The organism is Syntrophorhabdaceae bacterium, from assembly GCA_028713955.1.
GTDB lineage: Bacteria > Desulfobacterota > Syntrophorhabdia > Syntrophorhabdales > Syntrophorhabdaceae > UBA5609.
In genome coordinates this window covers 1-23,286 of record JAQTNJ010000023.1, presented here as the reverse complement: position 1 = coordinate 23,286, position 23,286 = coordinate 1, and the positions used below count along the sequence as shown (strand labels likewise).

Here is a 23,286-nt window from a genome sequence, read left to right as displayed (position 1 = left end):
GACAAAAACCCGTTAATTGCCTCTCCGGCATTGAGTGTGGGAACTATGACGCTAATCATAAAATAATTTCTTCAATTTTGTTTTAAAAATGTCTTTGCTGAAAATAGGTACCATCATATTCCACAAGCACTTATTAGTAGCCTTTTTCCCGCTTAGATTGGCTTTTCTTTTTCTAAGCATACTGGGCAACAACAGAAGCGCACCGCCAATTGCCCGGAAATACAACATTCCTTTCCCATGCCTCACGACAAAATAGATAAACTCAGTAATCGTTGCCGCAAGGATTTCCGGCAAGCAAAACAACGCCAGTCCTAATGGTGCATTCTTGACTTTCACCAAATAGCTATTTCTTAACGTATAGTATACCTCCAGATCGCTCCAGCGACCAATCGATGATCTGACCTTATGATAGACAATCGCCCGGGGTACGTACAGTACTTTCCATCCGGTAAGCTGAGCCCTGAAATTAAGATCCGAATCCTCGTGGATGAGAAAAAACTCTTCGTCCAAAAAACCTATTTTCCCTATCATTTCTCTCCTATATAAGGCAGCTCCGGCACACGCGCCAAACACAAACTCCTCGCTGGAAAAGTTTTCTGCACTTTCACCCTCCCCTCGCTTATAGCCTTTGAGAGACCTTACAAACCCATCGCCCGCACTATCAATCACGCTGCTCCCATGGACCAAAATTTTCGAAGCACATATACCAACTGCAGGGTTTCTATCCATAGCATTAACTAATTCTTGAAGCCATCTGCTGTCGGGCTCAGCGTCATTATTCAAAAGTGCGATATACACTCCTTTGGTATATTCAAGTCCTATGTTATTGCCCCCTGAGAAACCCAGGTTCTTATCGATGTGCTTAAACTGAAGCGGAATATCGGTTGAATACGTATTTAGATATGTTCGGAGTAAACCCAGGTTCTCGTCTGAGGAACCATTGTCAATCAGAATAACTTCAAAGTCTTTGAAGGTCTGCTTTTCGAGTGCCCTCAGACAGTCTACGGTAAACCGTGTGCCATTATAATTTAGGATTATTACGCTTACCCTTGCCATTTCCTTATAAGCCTATCCTTGAAACACCATTTTTATTATTTTGTATGTCTTTTATGAAAATACCTGTCTCTCAATAATAATATTTCTTGGGAAATCTCCGTGCGTTGTCTTTTTCAGTCATTTCAGTATAAACCTTTTGAGAACCCTTAAGGGATCCAGGATAAACTTCCCCAACGCATAATCTTTGGATTTCCTGATCGCATCGTAGCTGTTATTTAATTGCTGATTATCTAAATAGAGATTAATGGGGTCAGGAAATTCCCTGCCATACAGCGGCAGGTGGTTTAAGTAGATTTGCCGTAAAAGGAATCTCCGTTTTTCTTCATCAATCTTTTGAACCATTGAATCTTTTCGGACACGGTAAAAAAAATGGACTTCAGGTAATTTATAAACCCCCCTACCCAGTTCAATCAGTGATAACCAGAGATCCCAGTCCTCATAGCCGTAAAGCATATTAGGATTATATCCGCCTGCGGCTTCCCAATCCTGTCTTCTGAAAAAGGCACTACAGAATATCCGGTTCCCTACAAGTTCATGCTGGAGGCTGTATTCCCGTAGGTTCCATCGTCCGGTCTTTTCACCGAACATCTCCGCTTCACAATATACAATACCGACATTCGCATCGTTATCGAGTATTTTAACAGCTTCTTCAGCGTACCTGCTGCCTATTGTATCGTCGGCATCAAGCGGCAGGATATATTCTCCACGGGACTCTTTGATACCCTCATTACGTGCATCGGCAAGACCTTGATGGGGCGTCGCAAGAACCCTGGTTTTAGGTTTTGTGTATCCGGAAAGTAACCTGTTCGTCAACTCATCCGTGGAGCCGTCGTTGATGATAATGATTTCAATATCCTGATAGGTCTGGCCCAAAACACTTTCTACGGCCTCTTCAATATACTCTCCGTGATTATAGCAGGGTATGATAACCGAAATTTTTGCCATCTATAGATTTTAACAAAACCGGCCAAAGCATGTAAAGCCACTTTTGTTCTTCAGGGCAATAAAAAAGCCAAATACCGATAGATAGTTACAAACATTTCCAAGATGGAAAGGCTCAAGATGATGGTCACTATAGACGATAGTTAAAGCTTTGTGATAGGATAGATATTGGAACCCATCGGGTATTCGGAGGCAAGGATTCTCAGTATGCCGTCTAAAGAAAGCATCATTGAACCGCCTAAAAAGATCATTCATATCGAGTGGAGAGAATTGTGGGCCTATCGAGACCTGTTCCTGGTCCTGGCATGGCGTGATATCTCGGTACGATACAAGCAGACCTTGCTGGGAGTGCTTTGGGTGATACTCCAGCCGGTGATGACCATGGCGGTCTTTACCTTCATTTTTAACCGTATGGCCGGCATTGAGAGCGGTGACGGGACGCCGTATCCTGTTTTTCTTTATACCGGTCTTTTGCTCTGGCAGTATTTTTCATCCACCGTCAACAACTCTGCCCAATCCATGGTTGCAAACGCGAGCCTTATCCAGAAGGTCTATTTTCCGCGACTGATCATACCGGCCACGAGCGTTACGACGGCATTTGTCGATCTCGCGGTTTCATCTGCCATTCTCGTGCTGATGATGGCGTATTATGGTTTTATGCCGCAGCTGGTCGGGGTTGCGATCATTCCTCTCCTGTTATTGATCGTGACATTCACTGCCTTAGGCGTCGGGCTTTTTCTTGCTTCGTTGAACGTCAAGTACCGGGATGTGCGGTACGCGCTTCCATTTTTTATCAATATAGGCCTCTATATAACCCCCGTCATCTATCCCGCCTCCATGCTGGACAAATATCCTGTAGTAAAAACGCTTTTTCTTTGTCTCAACCCAATGGCGGGCGTCATCAACGGCGCACGGGCCGGATTGCTCGGAAGATCGCCTATCGAATGGGGCGCGCTTGCCGTGTCTCTCTTTGTCGGTATCGTCTACTTCCTGCTCGGACTCCTCTATTTCAGACGGACGGAATCTTATTTCGCCGATATCGCATGAAGGGTCCCATAGAATGAAACCGATCATAGAGATCAGAGATATAGGGAAAAAATACACGATCGGAGTCCATCGGGGCTACCTGAGCTTGCGTGAACAACTGACGTCAAAAACCGCACGAGCGGTCAAGTCCCTTATCCGGGGAAATGATAAAAGACGTAAGGATGAATTCTGGGCGCTGAGAGATGTAAGCTTCAACGTAAACGAAGGGGAGACCATCGGTATTATCGGTCGCAACGGTGCGGGCAAGAGCACCCTGCTCAAGATCCTATCGAAAATTACGCCGCCTACAACAGGAAAAATAACGCTTCGCGGGAGAGTGGCAAGCCTCCTGGAAGTCGGGACCGGATTTCATCCTGAACTGACAGGAAGGGAGAACATCTATCTCAACGGCACGATCCTCGGCATGACGAGGGCAGAGATCAGCAAAAAATTCGACGAGATCGTGGCCTTTTCAGAGATCGAAAAATTCCTTGATACACCGGTCAAGCGATACTCGAGCGGGATGTACGTGCGCCTGGCCTTTGCGGTGGCCGCCCATCTCGAGCCGGAAATACTCCTGGTCGATGAAGTGCTGGCCGTCGGGGATGCGGAGTTCCAGAAAAAATGTCTTGGGAAGATGGGAGATGTTGCGCAGGAAGGGCGGACGGTTCTCTTCGTGAGCCACAACATGGGGGCAATAAGGCAATTATGCAACTCGGGAATTTTACTTACTGAAGGAAAAATTGCCGCTCTGGGCAAAACCGACATTGTGGTCGATGCCTACCTGCAAACCATAGCGATATCACACCCGACGGACGGAGGAGTGATCGCGTCAAACGACAAATTCGGCATAGCCCTGAAAAAGGTCGACATTCTTAATAATAAGGGTGTTGAATCTCCCGTCTTGCAGGCAGGAACATCCGGCTCCATCCGCCTTGTTCTTGAAACGATTAACCCGCAAAAAAACCTGCTTGTTTCGATCGCTGTCAATACCCTTAACGACACAAGGGTTTGCATTCTCCATACCGGGATATCCGACAACCGCGGTGTTGACCTGCAGCCTCCTGCGGCACGGTTGCTCTGTCATTTACCGAAGGTGCCTTTTCTTCCAGGGAGATACCGGCTGCATATCAAGATAGCTGAAGCAAACGGCGATACTATATTCAACGTGCCTTATGCCGCAGAGATCGCTGTTGAGGGCGGAGATTTTTTCGGAACAGGGAGATTGCCCGATGTTGCATGGGCAGGGGTTGCCCTGGTGGAGCACACATGGCAGGTCACGTAAATGTCTCTTAGAATAGCTTATTACGGCAATTGCTGGATGACCAATCTTGGGGAAGCCTTCATTGACATAGGGGCCATGGAGCTTCTGAAACAAGCGCTGCCGGGCAGCAATATTATTTTTGTTACACCAATGTCGCACTATTATAATAATGCCATGCGCCTGCAGTCCCGGAAAACATTCACGTCCAAAGAAAAATGTTTTCGCAACGCAGCGCATCTCGGTCTCTATATAAAAGCGGACCTGTTTGTCATGAGTGGGATGTTTGCAACCGAAGAATTTTTGCGTACAGGCAGCGCGACATACTGGGTCAACGATTTCTTGAAATCGCATCCTGATATGAAAGTTCTCTTCATGGGGATTGGCGCCCAGCAGTATAACCAAAAAGAGGTGAAAGCATTCTTCGAATACACAGAGGCAAACGTCAACCTTGCAGGTTTCATATCGCGCGATAACGAAACGTATGCATTGTATAAAGACCTGCTGCCAAACTGCCACCCCGGGATAGATTGCGCCTTCTTCGTAAGCGATGTTTATAACCCATGCGGCTTTTCCTCAAAAGACTATATCGTTTCAGCCTTTAACAATATACCCGAGCCTGATAGCTTACGGTCCTCGAAGGATGACATCATACGGCCGCAACACATGTTCTATACAGCAAAATATAACGAGAACATAAAAAACATATTCATCTCCGACGCTCCATATGATTATCTTTCACTATATGCAAACGCCAAAGAGGTGCATACCGACCTCGTTCATGCAACAATTGCGAGCCTCGCATATGATACAAAGGTCAAATATTACCATGATTCTAAAAGATCATCAGCATTCGCGGCTGCCGGGGCGGTCATGGATGGTCAGGGATACCTCCGCATACCCGGGAAAACACTTAAGGACATAAAATCTCGCATGATAGATACAGTGCGTAAATTGTTGTCCACCTGAAATAAGGAATCTATGCTATTTGATCCCGAAGCGCTCCACAACAAAACACTTTTTCTCGATGCCATCCTCCAAAAACCGGACCTCCTGGAAAGGGTAATCTCCCGCCATCTCCGGAAGCCCTTCAGGTATGTCCTGTTGCCCCGCGTCTGGGAACCAGGCGGTGGTGCGACGCTTTTCCGCATAGAATCGAGCGAAGGGCCGCTCCTGCTGAAAGTAAAGCACCGGAGCGTCTATATCGAAAGCCGCCTGGAAAGCGAGCCTGCTTTCCCGCGCAGGTCTTCCCTGCAGAACGAGCATGACTTTCTCCGCCTCCTGTCAGGCGAGCTGTTTGCGCGTACAGCGTTCTTCGACGAGGAGGGATCCATCCAGTTCCTTGCCCTCGAATGGCTCGAGCCGTTCCACGCTGCCGTGCAAACCATGACCGCCGCTCAACTTCTCGGAGCCTGGCACAAGATAGTTGATGCGGTCAGGACGCTCTATGGCATGGACATCGTCCACACCGATGTCCACGAACAGAATATTTGCTTCAGGAACGACACGCCTGTGCTGATCGACTTCGAGGAGGCAAGATTTTTACACCAGGACGTAGCCTTTGAAGATTCTCTCGATGTGATCGGCGCAAACAAGTTCGGCAGCACCGGCGAGTTTCCCCCGACCGGGGGATCAATCAATGGCCTCACCTGCCTCCAAAGGCTACGTAAGGTTTTCAAGCCTTTGATCCGGAAGCAGCTGCCCGAGCTCATCAAGGATGCCAATTTCGATAATTCCTGTCCCTACAATCTGGATGAGTTCCAGGAACCTGATCCACGAGTCTACCAATCACTCGATTTTCCCGGTTTCCGCGTTGAAGGACAGCGTCCGAAGCGGGACCTCAGGCAACTGTTCTTCGGATACCTGCTCTGCAAGTCCGCGCGGGAAGAAGGAACGATCACTCATGCAGACCTGGGGAGCAACCTGGGGGTGTTCTGTTTTGAGGCAGTCAGCTACCCGTTCGTCAATTTCTCATTAGGGCTGGAAGCTTTTCAGAAATACGTCGATATAGCAAATATTCTGGCGTTTCTCTACGATCTCTCAAGGACAAGGTTTGCTGCTTTTATATGTGGCGAAAACAACATCAGGGATGAATCGAAGAATATTAATTTCATTACTATGTTTTCTGTTTATCACCACATCGACAGAAAGGATGCCTTTCTCGGAGAGTTAAAAGAGCTAAGCGCAAAATACCTGCTGGCGGAATTTGCCACTCAGGACAGGTACTATCCCCAACGGGGGGGGTTGCCTCACGAGCTGGATCATATTCAAAGCGCGGCAGGGTATACGAAGCGCTACCTGCTTGCCTTATCGCAGGATTACCAGAGGCCGATCATCCTGTTCACTAATCAGAGCTTGACGTTCTTTGATCGCCTGTTTATCAGGATCGCTAATTCAAGGCTGCGTTCAATCGGGTGGACGGTCTTGTCCCTCCTCCGGCAGGTCGCCGTCTTCCGTGCGAGGCATAAGCAATATGGGTAAGATCCTTGCATATCTAAAACGCTTTTGCTCATTGTCGGGTCCACGCCTTCTCCGTCCTGCTGTCCCGATGTGCTACGACGGCCTGAAATGGATTGCCGGCAACGCGATCAACGGCGCCGGGATCCCTGTCTCCAACGTTCTGAAAAAACCCTATCCTGAGGTGACCGGATATGTTATTCCCACTCTTTTGAATTTTGGTAAGTTTGAACTGGCTCTCCAGCTTGCACGCTGGTTGATATCCGTCCAGAATAAAGACGGCTCCTGGTCGGACCCTTCAGGGGAAACATCCTATACTTTTGACAGCGGCCAGGTCCTGAAAGGGCTTCTCGCAGTCCTCCCCCGATTGCCCGAAGCTGAAGATGCGATCCGTCGCGGATGCGAATGGATGCTCGCGCAGATCAAGCCTGACGGACGGGTCACCACGCCCGACAAGGGCAGCTGGATATTGCCCGGCGGAGAAGAGGTGAGCGAGAACATCCACCTGTACACGCTCGAAGCGTTGCGCAATGCCGGCATGCTCTTCAACGAGCCCCGTTATATTGAGGCTGTGGAACGGGCCTCAGCATATTACCTGGCTCAACCGGCTCTTACCCGCTTCAATACCCTGTCCCACTTTCATGCCTATGTGCTGGAAGCGCTTGTGGACCTCGGTCATCCGGACACAGCAGCAGACGGAATGGACGAAGTGGAGCGCCTGCAGAGAAAGGACGGTTCCATACCGGCCTACCCTGACGTAAGCTGGGCATGCTCCACCGGCATAGCGCAATATGCCGTCATCTGGTACAAACTGGGCAAGCGCGAACCTGCTGAAAAAGCGCTTGGTTGTCTAAGCCGCATACAGAACCGCTCGGGCGGGTTCTTCGGCAGCTACGGCCGCGGCGCAAACTATTTCCCCGACGAAGAGATCAGCTGGGCTGCCAAATTCGCCCTCGACGCCTATTACTGGCACATCCGTACGGCTTTCGATGCCGAAGTGCGCCTTTACTCCGACACCATCGAGGAGAGCGACGGGCGTTTTCAGGCTGTATTAAATGGCCTCGGCGATCTTTCGGGCCTGAGCGTTCTTGACGCCGGCTGCGGAAAGGGGCGTTTTGCACGGGCGCTGCTCGCGAGGTATCCATCGGCCAGGATCTGCGGCGTTGACATCTCAGATACAATGCTCCTCCACGTGCCGCCCGGGATCAAAACCAAACAGGGCAGCCTCCTGAACCTGCCCTTCGGCGATAGCTCCTTCGATCGTGCCTACTGCGTAGAAGCCCTTGAGCACGCAATAGATCCATCAACGGCTATCTCTGAGCTTTGCCGGGTGGTAAGACCCGGGGGCCTCATCGTGATCGTGGACAAGAACATACAGCGCAAGGGTGCCCTTGAGACCGAGGCGTGGGAACAATGGTTCGAACAGAATGAGATCGAGATATTGCTGGGCAGGCATTGCCGCGATGTGCGGTCGGAATTTATCACCTATGGAGAAAGATCTGAACCAGACGGTCTGTTTATCGTTTGGCAAGGGACGCGTACATAATATGGACAAGACACCGAAGATATCGATAGTCCTGCCGACATATAACGGCACAAGGTTCCTGCACGAATCCATCGCGAGCTGCCTGGATCAATCATGCAAGGATATCGAGCTTATCATTGTGGACGATTGTTCCACTGAAGATGTTTCACGCATCACCGGCCGTTTTAACGATGAGAGGATGCGTCTTATCAGAAATGAGAGCAACCTGGGCCTTCCCGGCGCATTGAACGAAGGGTTCAGGGTCGCTGCCGGAGATTACCTGACGTGGACTTCGGATGACAATTATTATGCTCAAGGCGCCATCGAAGCGATGCGCGATAGGCTTGACGAGAACCCTGCTATAGATTTTGTTTATTGCAATTATACATTCATCGACAACGATGGCCGCCTTGGTGAATCGATCCGGACAGGAGTACCAGGCGAGCTGGATTCGTCCAACTGCATAGGCCCCTGCTTTTTATACAGGAGAAGGGTTTACGAGGTTGTGGGCGATTACGACCGGAATTGCTCTTTAGCCGAGGACTACGATTATTGGCTGAGGGTAAGAAAAAGATTTTCTATGGAAAAGATCGACGAAGATCTCTATTTCTTCAGGCTCCACGGATCTTCTCTTACGGAAAGATACAGGGATACGGACTATCTGCGCAGGCAGGTCGAAATGGTGAGAAAGAAAAACATGTCAATAGCAACGTATTATTTCTTAAGGAGCAGAGAATCTTTTTCCCTGGGCAACAACAGGGAGTCCTTCAAATTCGCCTTTCTATCGGCTCTGTTTAATCCTTTTAACAGCCATGTCTGGGCAATAATGGTCAGGGCCCTTTACAGAAAGCTTCGAAAAATGCTTGCCGGACCTTTGTAAAGGACATAAGGCGAACGGAAAGGAGGTCATGGAAGTTACAAAAGTTACCAACGTCCCCGATCTGCCTTGTCTTGAAGGTATTTGACCAACGATTCTTTTGATACCGTCTCTCGCGCTTTGGCGCTCGTGATGGTATATTTTTCACTTTGTGCGTCTTTAAGGTTTGCCTGCGCTACAGAGAACGCACGAGTTGCGTTGCCTTGCTTGAAGTAGATCTCGGCTTCAATATCTCTTATCTTGTAAACATATAAGCCACTGGGGTTTCTGGATGCTGCATACTTGTTTAAATAGGGGTCGATCCTGTGCGTCCAGAGGAGCGCCCTTTGTAAGTCGCCAAGGGACATGTAATAATTTGTTATCTGATAAATGTAATATGCCGACGATGGATAGTATGAATAGGCATTGAGCAAATATTCCTCTGCCTTCTTTTTGTCGCCGAGCAATGCATATGCTGTCCCGGTCACTAAAAAAAGCTCCGAGTCTTTGTCTCTCGACTGCTCGACCATCATAAGATTGCCCTGAAGCATGCGTTTGAATATCCCTTTTCTTTCTGCGTCCTTCTCGTTCGGAAATACATTGTTCAGTACGTTTATTGCCTTTATGCGTCCCTCGTTGTCGAAAGGCATCTCGTGAATGGAATCCATATATGCGTAATATGCGTCCTTTATAAAACCACCCTGGAGGTATATTGCGCCGTTATCGATCGATTTTTTTGACAGGTTTGCTCTCACAGTAAAGAACAGGCAGCTTATCAGCAACACAAGGACAGCGCAGGCGAGGACATGCTTAAAGCCTGTCCTCGTCGAACTCTCCACCGACCCTGGCAACATGGTGAAGGAAAAAACAAAAAAGGTTATGACAAAGGCAGGGATGTCAAAGGCAAAATCGACAGCGCCAAAAAGGATGATCGCACCCAACGCGACATGCGCAAAGATGCCCTGCTGCGTCTTTGCCGATCTCGATATCCCGTAGAGGACGCCGGCCATATACCATAGAGCGCACAGCAGACCGATCAGGCCGAGCTCAACAAGTATCTTCGTTACAACGCTGTGAGAATACTGCGTGTATACGCCGCCGTCGAACGACCTCCTGTACGCGTATTCAAATGTCCCGGGGCCGTAGCCGGCAAAAGGCCTTTCCTTGAAGGCGCTGATCCCGTTTCTCCATATCTCCGTCCGCGTGTTCAGCGTGGTGATCTGCGCCTGGGTGATCTTTGACTTCTTTTCCAGTTCTGCCCTCACGCCGGCCTGCACGCCTTTCTGACCTGCAAAGAAAAGCCCGTAGAGACATGCGCCGGCAAGGACCAGTATTCCCAATCCTGAAAAGAAACCCTTCAGATCCTTTTCGGTCACCGTCATCGAAATGTAGAGAAGCATCTCAATGGCGGCGATAGCCATTGCTATCCGGGACGTCGTAAGGATGATCCCGGTAATGATGACTGCCGACATCACGACGTAAGGAATCTTTTTTCTTATAACTCCGTAATGGAGAGCAACGGGAAGTACGCACGCCAGATACCCTCCCAGCGTATTGTGGTATGAAAAAGAAGAGGTCGGGATGGCCTGCCCCCTTACGATCTCACTGAACACGCCGCCCTTGAATATCTCAAAAAGGTTCGGGAACAGGACGACAAACTGGATGATGGCGCAAAGCGACGAAGCGAATGCTCCTGCCGCAAGCGCCTCCAATAATCCTTCCTTTTTCTCCGAGAAAGCATACACCGTGACACAGCACCCTGCCAGCAAAAGAACGCTGATCTCCCGGAGCGTGGAGAAGAGGCTCCACGTATAGGCAAGACCCGCAGCGTTCATCGCCAGGAAGGGGATGAAAAATATCAGGAACACAAGCAGTGACGTGCGCGTATCCCTCTCTCGGGCGTACTGCAGAAAAACCGTAGCGATCAACACGATGATAAAAGATGTTTCAATCCAGAATTTGTCGATATTGATGTAAAAAAGTGAAAGGTGGTTATTGCCGAGAAAAGGGATGAGGAAAAATACGATTATTGAAAAAAGCTTCTCTAACGCTGCCATTCATCCCAATTGTACTCCGTGACGTGCTGCTTGGCAACCTTATTTCTTTGCGGGGGTTGTCTTTGCGGCTGGCTTCTCAGGGGGTTTCTCCACGTTGGCGCTCAAACCATAGATGATCTCTCCCCCGTTCCCGTCGGATATCTTTACCTTGAAGCTTACCTTGCCGGAAAAATCATCCTTTACCGGCCACTGGACAAGGCCTGTAGCGCTGTCTATCGTCATACCCTGGGGGGCATCCATTAAAGCGTACGTCAGCTTATCTCCGTCAGGGTCAGTTGCCTTGACCTGGTATTTCATGATGTTTCCTTCGAACACCACCTGTTTGTCTTCCGTTACTTTAGGGGTTGAGTTCTTTATTTCAGTCGTTAATGTCCTCGGCTGCCCGAGCATCTCTCCGACGTAAGGGGTGATCTTTACGCCGATCTTGTCTCCTCTTTTAAACCCGCTGATGCTATTACCACCGCCTTCAACGGGTTGACCGTTTTTTGTCCATGCGTACCTGAAGGAAACCGGCGCATTGCCTATCATGTTCCCTTCGGCAATGATTTTCAGGTTGTCTTTATTGTCAACAGATTCAACCTGCAATTTTGCCTTCGTGATCGACGGCACATTCGTTTTTGCTTCGAAGGTCTGCGTTCCCGTGGATTCTGTTTTTCCGGCAGTTCCCTGGCTTGTTTCGACCACAGGGGATTCCTTCTTTCCTGAACCGGAATATACAATGTATGAAATTAAGGCCGCTAAAAAGACTATTATAAAAACTATCGATTTAGCATCGAAAAGCTTCTTCTTTGGGGGAGGAACGACCTTTATTCTTCTTCTTATTTTAGTAGGCATAGAGCACTTCGAGGTTTGCCCTTTCAGATGGATTTTGCTGTTTTTCGCCCTGCACTTCAATGGTATAAAGATATGGGAAGTGCTGCGTGGTGATAACGCCGCCTGCTGATTCTGCCGTCCCCATACCTTCGAGAACAACGCCGCTGATATTGGTATTGCCTGCCGACGTATCGATTATTTTAACATATACGTCGTAGGGCTGCGCACCCGTACCGGATAAGGTAAATTTTAAATCAGGATTAGTTTTTGGTTCTATCTTGTTATCACAGGCACCGCCCCATAGTCCTGTTACCTTTGTCAATTTATCTGAAAAACATGAATTGGCTGTAGCTTCATCAGCATAACCCCGCTCAATTTTGGCGGTTGTAATGACGTTGAATGTTGTCAGCACGGAAGACAGGCTCTGCCCTGAGATTGCCAAAGGGATAATCTCTTTTGTCAATACATCAATTGCCCCGAATGACGCTTCTTTGGAGGTAGAATATCTCTTTTGCAGGCCGGTATATTCCGTTCCTCTCATCACAAAAAAGACGATCACTGCAATCATTGCGGATGACATTACAATGATTGCAAGTACCATCAGGAGTGCTATACCCCGTACACTAGGGTCCTGCTTCGCCACGATTTCCTCCCTAAGACAGGTCTTTTGGTCGCACGGTAAGTGTATATGTCTTCCATCTGTACCTGTTCCATCCTGTCCCAATATATGTGGCAAGGTCAAAGTTTCTTCCGAGACCAAACTCTCCCATAGTAACGATCTGAGTCGAATGACTGTATCCTGTATCCTGCTGACCTTCCTGGGCAAGAATATAGACCCTGACCTCTTTGATCTGTTCCCGTATCTGTTGAGCGGTTAAGGCGGAAAGATTATTTATCTGTGAATCGATAGTACCGTCACCGTTCGCATCAAGCCTGAAGATCACCTGCATGTCTGCCACACAATCTATTACAGGCAGTTCTGTCAGGGCACCATCACCATGGTTTATAACCCCTTTATATAAAATTCCCGTCCCCGGTGCACAATGGGTAGGAATATCGGCAGGCCTTTTGATGTAATAGTCGGTCCTGTTAAAAGGCATACGCAGAGATGTGACACTGGCTGAATCAGTCATCCCATATATCATAAATCTCTCTGCAGGGGCACTCGGTGCAAATTCAGACGGGAAATTCGTCGAGTGGAAGGTACAGGTAAAATCGGATCCGTCCATCACAAGGGTCGGTACGCTGGTAGAATCAAACCTCGGCTTGATAACGATTACCTTGTTTCCGTTCTCCAGGTTAATAGTGGCGGGATACGTTGTGCCGTCGTAAGACCATCTCTTTGCCTGGCTCCCGGTTATAATATATGTCCACTTTTGAGCAGCGCTGTTTATAGAAGCCGCAGTAGATTTAATAACGAGGTAGTCGGAAAGATTGAAGCCAACATCGTTTCCAAAGGCAATTGCCCGCGGTACATTAGACGACGAGTCATTGTAATTGGTAGCCGGTGACGTTGAAGCCTCGTTATAATTAATGGCGTTCTGGAAGGCCCATGGCAACCCATACCCTGCATGTTCTATATCATACCTCAACAACTCGAGGCCAATAATCCCTTCCACCTGCGCTTCAACGATCTTCGTCTGCTGGCCCGATTGTTTTATGGCGATAGTGAAGGTATCACTGCTCATAATGACAACAATCGCAAGCAACGTAACAACTATAAGCAGTTCTATCAAACTATAACCGCCTTGTCTGTTCTGTATGAAGGTAATCTTCTTCGGCATCTTAAACATCACCTGCTTATCACCGAGGATATGCTGTGTGAGTGCTGTATCCCTTTATGGCTCCAGTTCACAATAACCTGCACCGCGATGCTGTTCGACGAAAGGTTGCTCACTATCCATTGAACATTAAAAGTCCTTGTGAGATTCCTGATATTTCGGGAAACGCTTGAATTCCCATTCGCCAGAGTAGTGAAATCGCTATTTCTTAACTCGTTCATCTTCGTCTCCGCGATCCTTACAGATTCATCACGGGAAACGTTGTTCATATTGTGCTCTATTGCTATAACAACGGCTTCAAGGATGGCAAGCATGCTTATGGTAAGGATACAAACTGCGACCAATACCTCGATAATCGTGAAGCCTTTGTTATTTCGCAACGCAATTCGCTGCATTACATGTCCCCTGAACGGTTAATTTTCCGAGGATAATCCTCGTAGTTGAGATTGTAACACAATCATATGACGGGTTAACCGTCGAATAGACGCAAATAGTACCCTGGGTGTTTGCAAGGCCCCTGGAATTGAATTCAATGGGGTTACTTCCGTTCCACGTCATTGCCCTGTTGCTCACCGTTGTTCCAAAAAAAGAATAGGCTTGCGGTTTCTGCCTCACTATCTGCGTATCTGATGCCGTATTCAAGGTGCCGTCATTATTTACGTCTTCATATAGCGTGCATTGACCTGTTACGGCAAGATTTACAAAAACAGCCCTGTTTTTATTCATTGCCATCATCCGCGCACTCATCAAATCCGCATACATCTCTCTCACCTGATTTTCCAGTTGATACTTGCTTGCCAGTCCCCTTAGGTTGCCAACGGCAATACCGGAAAGAATCCCGACGATTGCAATAACTGCCAACAATTCAACTAATGTAAATCCGTTCTTTTTCATTTTTCCTGTATATGTAAAATCTTCTTTAAAGGTCTTGGGCCTATAAGAACCGACAACCCCTGCCCTCTCGGCGGTACGCCTTGCATGCCCGTTGTCCGCCTGCTATCTTTTTGACTGAATACACTGCCAAGGCTGAGTTCTTTGATTTCTCCCGTTGACACCTGAAAGATTGCCTTTCCGTTCAATGCAGATGATGATGCCGCACCGCCCGTACTATAGTTCACAGCCCATATCTGGGTGTTGCCTCCCAGTTCGCAGGGATCTGAAGACGGCTTGAAGGTTGTAAAAAATGTTACCCCGCTGAAGATTGCCAGAGGGTCGGTAATAACCCTTTCAGCCTTGTATGTTGCATCAGTAGCATCGAGGTTAATGAACCAGCCGCTCGACCCGCTTGGAAGACTGGCCTGGGGTGATGAAGTCTGATCTGTAAGGTTGCTCTGGTTGACCGGAGTAAAACAACTCGTGTTCATCGTGTTGTATGTCGTATAACATGGCTCTTTAACACCATAAATCGTCCTCTGCCCATCTGCGTCATCAATGTCGGTTCCAAAATTATTCTTGTAATAAAATCTCCCTGTGCCAAAATATAACCAAAGGTTCTGCCGTGTCCTGTCCTGCAGCTTCGATATTGTAGTAGTAACAGGTCCGATATCTTCAACAACCGAACTTGTTGTCCAGTTGTCGGGAAGAAGATCTTTGTTTGTGTATACCCTCAGAACGCCTCCCTTGGTCCAGGTACCTGTTGCAGTGTCTTTCTTGGTGTAACCCAGGTAAAAAACATCGTCACTGTACCGGTTGGTTGAAAACCTATCTCCCCTGTTTACATCGAGCATGCTGTTATAGAGAGAACCGCCGAAAGCATACGCTATACCCGTATCGATGGTCTTCAAAAGACTCCCGTTATACATGTCAAGTACAAAGAGCTTCAGGTTCTGGTCCGATTTCCCCATAAATTGATTCCATAGGGTGTTTATTCCTCCGGTTGGCCCTGAGGCAAAAACCACGAACCATTTACCGTTGTTTGCTGCGTCACCTATCCTCAAAACAGCAGGTCCTGAGGTGGAAAAACCCAGGGCAGGATTGGAGAATTCCCAGAGGAGTTGAGGACTGCTTGGATCAGTTACATCAAGGGCAAAATATGAGGAATAGCCAAGGTCGGTAACAGGGGTTTTTACGCAGTCCGTACAGGAATCCCCGAGGTTTCTGCAGGCGCCGCCAAGTCCCATCCCTCCGATAAGAATGGTTCTCCAGCTCTCCTTGTTCTTTGCATAAGTTGGGTTCTGATTTGTACCGGATGCACTGTAGACACTTGCGTCAACGAGGTAACTTGGATTATCGATCGTATACACGTGACAATAATCCGTCGCCGTCATGTATTTCAGATACGGCAATGAGTTTTTTGGGATAAAGGCCCACATCTCCTTTCCAAGATCACTCCCGGTGAGACGCGCGATCTCATTCGTTCCCTGTCCATCCCATTTCTGCTCAAGTTTACCAAGTTTAAAGGCGTGGAGCATCCCGTCGTTCGCCCCTGAATAGGCCATGCCCCTGGAGAGATAGGCAGAGTCTTTAATATATGCGAGATAGGTACTGTCAGAATAACCATCAGGCGGGGGGAGGTGGTACGTGTTTATCGGGTTCGTCGATTGAATTCTGGGAGTAGATGTTATGATATCGCCGAGCTTCCAGACATTCGTAGTTCCTCCGATCGTTACTGTCCTTGACCGGTAGCCGGTCTGGTCGATTCCGTGTGCGTAATTAATAATTGCTGTGGCCTCTGCATCCGTGGAAGCGTTCAGGTATGGTCTTAACGTGGATGCATTTGCCGTGGAAAAATCCCCTGACAGGAAAGAAACCCCGTTCAGTGTCGTGAGAATGGTTCGCGGGGAACTCCCGATATTCCTTGCCCACAATACGCTTCCTGCTTCCCATATGTTCGACAAATTCTCCAGTTCGATCTGATCGACAAGGGCATCCGGGCTTCCATCCGCGTTTGTGTCGTTGTATCTCTTGACCTTTGTCTTATTGGAGACCGTATCCAGATAGAACTGGACGATATAATCGTGGACCAGGTGAAGTACCTGGTTAGCTTCTGTATCCTCACGCATGGTAGTTGCCTGAAGGTACGGGTCAATATAATACCAGAGGTTTCGGAGTTCCCCTGTCCAGGTCAGCTCCGCGTCAGAATAAATCCTGCGGGGATAAAAGACGGCCTGGAGTATATTGGCGCCGCTCCCCTCTGCAGAAGCAAGAACTGATGCTGCGGTCCCTGAGGACGTCCTGTCCAGGATATCTGTAAGCGCCTTCCCCAGCTCGGTATAAAGCTGCAACGGGTTCGATGCATAGTAGTATGTGTCCGGGATACCATCATTGTTCTTATCCCACTCGCTCTGCTGGTCCGGTGTACTGTCCCCGTTCAAATCCTCAAGCCCGCCGTACTTGGCTGCATACCAGAGCGGGTCATGAAGGATGCCGGCCGTAGCACCCGCGGATGTAAATGTCCTTACTCTTGACTTGTCAGCATCACTGTCAGTACCCGTATAGGTTGGCAATCCAGAACTATTATTGTAATGCGCCGGATTTTCGTCTAAAACTCTTCTGCATTTAGTATTTGACCCGCCTATACCGCCACCGCAACCGATATCGTAATATGTGCCGGGCAAAGTAACCCCGCTTATGGTATATCCTGCCCAGTTCCTGTGTCCTGCGGCAGCATACATCCCTTTTGATTTGATGGTAACGGTGCCTCCCGAGGCCTGTACGTAGTGGCGGATTGCAATATCGAGGTCGTAGTCGGTACCATATTCAGCGTCATCCCACTGGACATCACGACATATGGTATACCCATTCGCCTGCTCTGCAATCCAGTCAGCGTCATTAGCAGGACATACATTCATATTGACGATACGGCCCTTTGAGCTGTCGCTCATATCCTGGAAATTGGGGACTATGGTGACTTTATTACTGCCTACCGTCACATCTATCGGTACTGCAGTCCCTTCGGTGGCCACAATATATGTTGATATCTTCTGATCACCCTTGACTGTGTTAATGTCGGTCTTTCGTGCATAGTTGGCAAGTCCGGCGATATAATAGGAACCCCTTTTCGTCGGTTCTTCCACACAGAGACCCCTGATCTGTCCAAAGTTTGATGCTGTCTTCGGGGTGCATTGCTTATCGTATGTAGTACCAACGGCATCACCGATAAAGATACTCCCCAGCGTCTCAAGGGTATTAATACCGGAATCATTGAGCAAGGTCTGCACGCTCGGCGTGTCAGAGGTACTGATCGTCGAATACCAGTACGAACCGGGCAACTGGTCGGAGTCATAATTGGGATAGATATCCGACAAAGCGAGAATAAACGGCCTGGAACAGGAGGGATATGTTGCATAGGGGTTGTCCCATGATGACTCGACGGTCAAACTAAGGAGTCCGGCATCAGGGCTTGTCTTCTTGAACTGCGTGGTAGGCGTGGCCCTGCCCTGGAAGTAACGGATCACCTCATAGAACATCTCACCGACAGGGTTCCCGGAACTTCTGCATATCCCGTCCGTCAGAACATATGGAGAACCGGGATTGCAGTTGGTGTATGAACCGCTAGAATAGTCGTATTCCACAATCTGGAATCTGTCGATATTTTTTATAATCTTTGACCCTGTCTTTATCTGGCCTGTATCGATGTCAACCTCGGTTGTGCCGATATCAGTCATCTTACTCCTGAGGACCCCACCGCTTACATTGCCGTTATAGCTTCCGGTTATAAGCCCAAAATACATGAGAGGGAAGTTCTGACCGGACTGTTTGTTTATGCCGTACTTCTGCAGTAAACCGCCAGGTTTATAATTGCTTCCGAAGGCATCGCAGTTTGACTCCAATCCTACACTGGAATCACAAACCTTTATGTCCGTATAAAATTTTGCGTATTTAGCAACGGCATTTACTGCTGCTAAGTTGTTAAACCCCTGGTCTGACAAATTGACACACCCGGTACCTTCACAGGTCTTTGTACATTGTTTGACCTCAGTTGCTGCGGCAAAGGGGTAAAAACCACGCACCGAAAAGACAAGACCCGATGTTTCGCCGCTACCCGTATTCGTGTTACACATGGTGATACCCTCAGCCCAGTTCACAGGGGTAAGACTTGATATATCGGCCCCATCATAAGCCTTTGCAAAGGAATGGCTGTCCCTGGGAAGGAGGCTTCTTGTCAGCACGGTGAGGCTCGTGCTGTCTGTCAATCTCTTTCCTCCATAGAGAACCTTCCTGATAATATCGATCCGCGTCATAGTCGACCAGTTGAGGAAGTTGCCGCTCCACTGACCGCTACAGTAATGGTTGTGGGCGCCGGAGGCAACACCCGCCGGGTTAAATCTCGAGCTTGAATATGTGTAACAGAGATTCGGGTTGAAATATCCGTAGTAGTCTATTGCGTCGTTATATGTGGAATCTATCGTCCCGTCACCGTCGAGGTCTACCATATCGTTGTAACCCTTATAAAAGAGCTTATCGTCCTTTGAGACAACCAACATAACGAGGGGGGGTACAGCCCTTGTGACGAATGGCGGGTATACGCAGTAATCGGTCATTGTCTGCGCATATGTCCGCACGGTAGAGGAGAGGCAAACCGTTAAACATGCCGCAACGAGAAGCATCCGGTACACTATCCGCCTATATGACCTCATACATGCCTCCTCATATTTCCCGTTAACAAGTAATGTTTATATTTATATCTTCTGAGCATCTATCGCCCCGTCATTAGATTAATAAAATAGAGGGTGATCGCATTCCCCTTATACAGGTAGACGACCGCACCAAGCGCAAGGAATGGTCCGAACGGGATCGCATACTTTGTGTTTTTGCCCTTCGCAAGCATAACCGGTATACCGACAACGGTCCCAAAAAGAGAACCTGCCATGAGGCTGAATATGACACCCTTGATACCGCAGAAAGAGCCTATCATAGCAAGCAGTTTTATATCTCCGCCGCCCATGCCTTCCCGTTTGGCAATCAGCTTGTAACTATATGCAATAATAAAGAGAACACCACCTCCGAGGAGCACCCCGTATAAAGAATCGAGGACATTGAACTTAGGGGATAAATAAATGAAAAAAGGCCGGAATATGGCGAGAAAAAGTCCGACTATCAATCCGCCGATACTAAGAATATCGGGTATAATCTGAAAATCGAGATCTATGAACGATATAACTACTAATAATGCAACGAAAATCACACTCACAAGGAATTCAAAGGAAATGCCTAATTTTCTATATAGCACAAAACATAAAACGGCTGTCAGTAATTCAACGATAGGATACCGTACGGATATCTTTATCCCGCAATCCCTACATTTACCACCAAGGATGATATAGCTTACAATCGGTATGTTATCGTAAAATCTTATGGGATGTTTGCAATGAGGACAGTTCGACGGCGGCGTTGCGATCGATCTGATCTGCTTCATGAAAATGGAAGGCAGTTGGGCGATAGTGACCTCGGTCTCTTCACCAACTTCTTCCTTTGGTAACCTGTGTATACATACATTGAGAAAACTACCTAAAACTGCACCAAATATGAAAATAACTATGTCTGTTATTGTTCCCATTCTTCGTAAACATCATTTAACTTTCTTAAGCGTACCGCTCTGGTCAATTGTCCAGGTATCGTCATCATAGATTTTGTCATTATTGAGATCACCGTCAGCCTGAGCCACAAATTGCGTAGAATCTGCTGTCCTGATCCTGAATTGATATCTTCCCAGAATAGGTTTCCAGTTTGCAAGCCTTGCAACATCGGTAGTATACGTACCATAATGTAGTTTATACCTTTCCTCGGCATCCCTTATAACACATAGCTGAGCCTTTGCCTGAACCCGGTCAGGCCTTTTGGCACGCATGGCATACATTGGCAGGGCAATCAACAGAATAGCGGACATAACCCCAACCATTATCAACATCTCTATAACGGTAAATGCCTTGTTTCCCATAGGTCTCACATAGGTCTAAAAAAGTATGGGGGGTTGCCCCCCCATGTTTGTTGATGATTAGTTCTTCGGTATGTAGGTTGCGTCCGTAGTGCCGCTCCATGACCATGTCTGCAGGTTGCTTGAAGATGTCAGGCTCAATGTGGTATTGTCAACGCCGGTACCAATGTTTGTCATCGTTACGGTTATTGTTACTTCATTAGCGGCATTACCCGTGACGGTTGCAGCATTGATATACTGGCTCGGGACCGTTACCCCGAGGTTACCAGGAATATCAGCCATTGCAAGGTTCAGACCGTCAACCCTGCCCTTTTCTGTGAAGTATGCGGCTGATGCGGTTTTTACACCACCAAGCGCGTGGACTACACCGGCAACCTTGGACTTTTTCGTGTAGCCCGTGTAGGCCGGGATCGCGATTGCGGCAAGAATACCGATAATCGCGATAACGATGAGCAACTCAATCAACGTAAAACCCTTGCTGTTTCTTTGAATCTTCAACATAAACACCTCCTATAGGATTTTATAATAGTATTACTATTATCGCTATTGTATCACATTTTTCCCCTTTGTAAATGATTTTTGTCACATTTTTTAATGAGAAAACAGAATGTTACGCTTTCTTATTGCAGTATTTTCTGTCCCACAATAACCCCGAGTTCCCTGTACCGTTTCAACCATTCCTGCTCTGAAGGAGGTATGCTCTGGTATGCGTACCGGAAGAGTATCTCCGCTTCCCTTTTTTTGTCGATCTTGATGGCTGAATCTATCAGATAATACAGGTCCTTATACGTTGTTTCAGCGGAGTACACGTCCATGGATTTTACTAACATAGTGTATGCTTCGTTGAACCTGTGCTGTTTATAATAGACCATCCCGATGTTACGATAGATTTCGGCAACATCCCATAGCTTGAGGGCTATTTTATAATCCTTGATGGCAAGATCCAGCAAGCCCATTGCCTGTAGTATATCACCCTTCAAGATGTATCCAGTCGCAGATTCAGGATAATTCTTAATAATATTGTTAACATACTTGATTGCCTTGTCGTATTCCCCCTCCCTGGCGTGAAAAATAGCAAGGCATTGATTTGCTATACCATTATCGGGATAGATCTCTGCTATTTTTAGTAATTCGTTCTTCATCAATACATAATTATTTAAAGTTTTGATAGACGCTATACTGGTCTGCGCCAGGCTGAATGGATCAAAGGTTTTTATAGCATATGTTGTCACAATGGCCGGATATCTGTTTTGATCAGCATACAGTACCTCGCAATCATCAAAAAAGACAACCCTGTATTGCTTGAAAGATGCCATCATATCCCTGAAAAAGGTGTTCTTTATTGAGACAGTAATAAATGACGGGTTGTACTGGTTAATAAGCCTCTGGAGAAACAATCTGTCCTTGTATGCACTGGTTGCTATATAAAAATCTTCATCTGTAAAGAGGAAAGGAACCTCCATATCCATAAAGATCTTATATCGTGGGTAAAGCATCCACTGGTGGTAGCCTCCCCGATCCGGATGGTTTAAAAGTGTCCCCCCTGTATTGATCTTGTTCAGGAATACCCCGATCCCTTGCGGAAGATTTCTTAGTGAAAAAGGAAATCTTGAACTGTTGCTAAAGATCTCCTTCACGCACATGAGGGGTATCAACAATATAAACACAGCCAGGGTAATATTGACTGGCTTTGGGAGAATCTTTTTCAGGTACTCAGGGGACATGGTGCTGAGTAAAACCCTTATAACGGGCATACTAAGAAGCATAAATTCGTATTTAAAACGATTGCCCTTTAGAAGCAATATGCTTCCTCCGATAAACAGGATCAGGTGACTTATTTTCAGTTTTTTAGCGCAAACAACGACGATAAAAGACATGATCGCAACTATAAACAAGATATTGAAGACTGTTGAAAGACTAGGGCAGAATCTTATGATATTAAAAGAACTGAGATCCGTAAATGTTAACGGCTGTAACTCCTGGATATAAAGCGATGCGAAACCGGTTGGTATGAAAGGGATCCAGGTAAGCTTGGAACCATGAGGGGTAACATAAATTGCAGCCATCGAAAGAATTAACGGAACAATCGTATTGAGATCGCCTTTCTGTATCTTCCTTTTCTGCCTTTTAATCGTGTAAATTGTCTCAACAAGATAAGCCAGTATTATAAGCAGCAATAAGGGGTATACAATCCCGTGGAGGTTTGTCCAGAAGACCGCTATGACCGGAAGGATAAAGCTCTTCCTGTTATGGAATTCAAGAATGTAAAGAAATATAACAACAAAAAGATAGGTGAATATGTGAGGTCGGACGAGATGATACCGGGGAATAAATAAGAGGATATACAGGCAAAAGACTACTGTTGCAAAAAGATACAACCTCTCTTTCTGCCGTTCCTGAAAAAAGAAGAGAAAGACAAAAAAAGCCAGTGCGGAAAATGTAATCGCCCTCAGAAAAATCAAACCATAATAATTAAATAACTGATATATCTTATAAACGATAACCTGGAAAAACCAGAAATAGTCTACCCATTCCCGCGGGGGCTGAATAAAAGAAAAGTAGCTGTCTTTTGGAATTGACCCGTTTTCGAAGATGTATCTCCCGCTGTTCAAATGGTACCATAAATCAGTATCAA

19 protein-coding genes are annotated in these 23,286 nt (G+C 47.3%); 6 read left to right on the top strand and 13 right to left on the bottom strand.

What is annotated here, in order from left to right; genetic code table 11:
• Positions 1 to 51: 51 nt before the first annotated feature.
• Together PHU49_03855 and PHU49_03850 are read right to left on the bottom strand one after the other, a co-directional pair.
• Positions 52 to 1,056 carry a glycosyltransferase family 2 protein gene (locus PHU49_03855; protein MDD5243128.1) on the bottom strand — a complete coding sequence of 335 codons (1,005 nt, stop codon included), beginning with the start codon at positions 1,054 to 1,056 and terminating at the stop codon, positions 52 to 54.
• 117 nt (positions 1,057 to 1,173) lie between these two features.
• The gene (locus PHU49_03850; protein MDD5243127.1) at positions 1,174 to 2,001 is read right to left on the bottom strand and encodes a glycosyltransferase; all 828 of its coding nucleotides are present in this window, start codon (positions 1,999 to 2,001) and stop codon (positions 1,174 to 1,176) included.
• Positions 2,002 to 2,205: 204 nt separating this feature from the next.
• Between PHU49_03850 and PHU49_03845 the strand changes: the two genes are divergently transcribed.
• The 6 genes from PHU49_03845 to PHU49_03820 are packed head-to-tail and all read left to right on the top strand — an operon-like array spanning position 2,206 to position 9,147.
• Positions 2,206 to 3,045, top strand: coding sequence for an ABC transporter permease (locus PHU49_03845; protein ID MDD5243126.1), 840 nt, complete (start codon positions 2,206 to 2,208; stop codon positions 3,043 to 3,045).
• Between the two features lie 13 nt (positions 3,046 to 3,058).
• Entirely contained in the window at positions 3,059 to 4,309 is a 1,251-nt protein-coding gene (locus PHU49_03840; protein ID MDD5243125.1) for an ABC transporter ATP-binding protein, read from the top strand.
• The gene (locus tag PHU49_03835) at positions 4,310 to 5,254 is read left to right on the top strand and encodes a polysaccharide pyruvyl transferase family protein (protein ID MDD5243124.1); all 945 of its coding nucleotides are present in this window, start codon (positions 4,310 to 4,312) and stop codon (positions 5,252 to 5,254) included.
• A 12-nt stretch (positions 5,255 to 5,266) separates the two neighbouring features.
• Complete coding sequence (locus PHU49_03830; GenBank protein ID MDD5243123.1) at positions 5,267 to 6,766, top strand: hypothetical protein; 1,500 nt, start codon at positions 5,267 to 5,269, stop codon at positions 6,764 to 6,766.
• Positions 6,759 to 8,288, top strand: coding sequence for a methyltransferase domain-containing protein (locus tag PHU49_03825; protein MDD5243122.1), 1,530 nt, complete (start codon positions 6,759 to 6,761; stop codon positions 8,286 to 8,288). The genes PHU49_03830 and PHU49_03825 overlap by 8 nt, the downstream gene beginning before the upstream one ends.
• A gap of 1 nt (position 8,289) precedes the next feature.
• Positions 8,290 to 9,147 (top strand): glycosyltransferase, encoded by an 858-nt coding sequence (locus PHU49_03820; GenBank protein ID MDD5243121.1) that lies wholly within the window; start codon positions 8,290 to 8,292, stop codon positions 9,145 to 9,147.
• A 44-nt stretch (positions 9,148 to 9,191) separates the two neighbouring features.
• Here PHU49_03820 and PHU49_03815 read toward each other — a convergent pair whose 3' ends face one another.
• The 11 genes from PHU49_03815 to PHU49_03765 form a co-directional block, all read right to left on the bottom strand.
• Positions 9,192 to 11,180, bottom strand: a complete 1,989-nt coding sequence (locus PHU49_03815) for an O-antigen ligase family protein (protein ID MDD5243120.1) — start codon at positions 11,178 to 11,180, stop codon at positions 9,192 to 9,194.
• 39 nt (positions 11,181 to 11,219) lie between these two features.
• Positions 11,220 to 12,014, bottom strand: coding sequence for an Ig-like domain-containing protein (locus PHU49_03810; protein MDD5243119.1), 795 nt, complete (start codon positions 12,012 to 12,014; stop codon positions 11,220 to 11,222).
• Positions 12,004 to 12,636 carry a hypothetical protein gene (locus tag PHU49_03805; protein ID MDD5243118.1) on the bottom strand — a complete coding sequence of 211 codons (633 nt, stop codon included), beginning with the start codon at positions 12,634 to 12,636 and terminating at the stop codon, positions 12,004 to 12,006. The genes PHU49_03810 and PHU49_03805 overlap by 11 nt, the downstream gene beginning before the upstream one ends.
• A gap of 10 nt (positions 12,637 to 12,646) precedes the next feature.
• The gene (locus PHU49_03800) at positions 12,647 to 13,777 is read right to left on the bottom strand and encodes a PilW family protein (GenBank protein MDD5243117.1); all 1,131 of its coding nucleotides are present in this window, start codon (positions 13,775 to 13,777) and stop codon (positions 12,647 to 12,649) included.
• Between the two features lie 8 nt (positions 13,778 to 13,785).
• Positions 13,786 to 14,169 (bottom strand): prepilin-type N-terminal cleavage/methylation domain-containing protein, encoded by a 384-nt coding sequence (locus PHU49_03795; GenBank protein MDD5243116.1) that lies wholly within the window; start codon positions 14,167 to 14,169, stop codon positions 13,786 to 13,788.
• Positions 14,144 to 14,668 (bottom strand): GspH/FimT family pseudopilin, encoded by a 525-nt coding sequence (locus PHU49_03790; protein ID MDD5243115.1) that lies wholly within the window; start codon positions 14,666 to 14,668, stop codon positions 14,144 to 14,146. Before PHU49_03790 ends, PHU49_03795 begins: the two co-directional genes overlap by 26 nt.
• Positions 14,665 to 19,353 (bottom strand): PilC/PilY family type IV pilus protein, encoded by a 4,689-nt coding sequence (locus PHU49_03785; GenBank protein MDD5243114.1) that lies wholly within the window; start codon positions 19,351 to 19,353, stop codon positions 14,665 to 14,667. Before PHU49_03785 ends, PHU49_03790 begins: the two co-directional genes overlap by 4 nt.
• 59 nt (positions 19,354 to 19,412) lie before the next feature.
• The gene (locus PHU49_03780) at positions 19,413 to 20,273 is read right to left on the bottom strand and encodes a prepilin peptidase (GenBank protein ID MDD5243113.1); all 861 of its coding nucleotides are present in this window, start codon (positions 20,271 to 20,273) and stop codon (positions 19,413 to 19,415) included.
• 12 nt (positions 20,274 to 20,285) lie between these two features.
• Complete coding sequence (locus tag PHU49_03775; GenBank protein MDD5243112.1) at positions 20,286 to 20,654, bottom strand: type IV pilin protein; 369 nt, start codon at positions 20,652 to 20,654, stop codon at positions 20,286 to 20,288.
• Positions 20,655 to 20,711: 57 nt separating this feature from the next.
• Positions 20,712 to 21,152, bottom strand: a complete 441-nt coding sequence (locus tag PHU49_03770; GenBank protein MDD5243111.1) for a pilin — start codon at positions 21,150 to 21,152, stop codon at positions 20,712 to 20,714.
• Positions 21,153 to 21,271: 119 nt separating this feature from the next.
• Positions 21,272 to 23,286, bottom strand: a 2,015-nt coding sequence (locus PHU49_03765) for a hypothetical protein (GenBank protein ID MDD5243110.1), incomplete at its 5' end; no start/stop codon positions are given.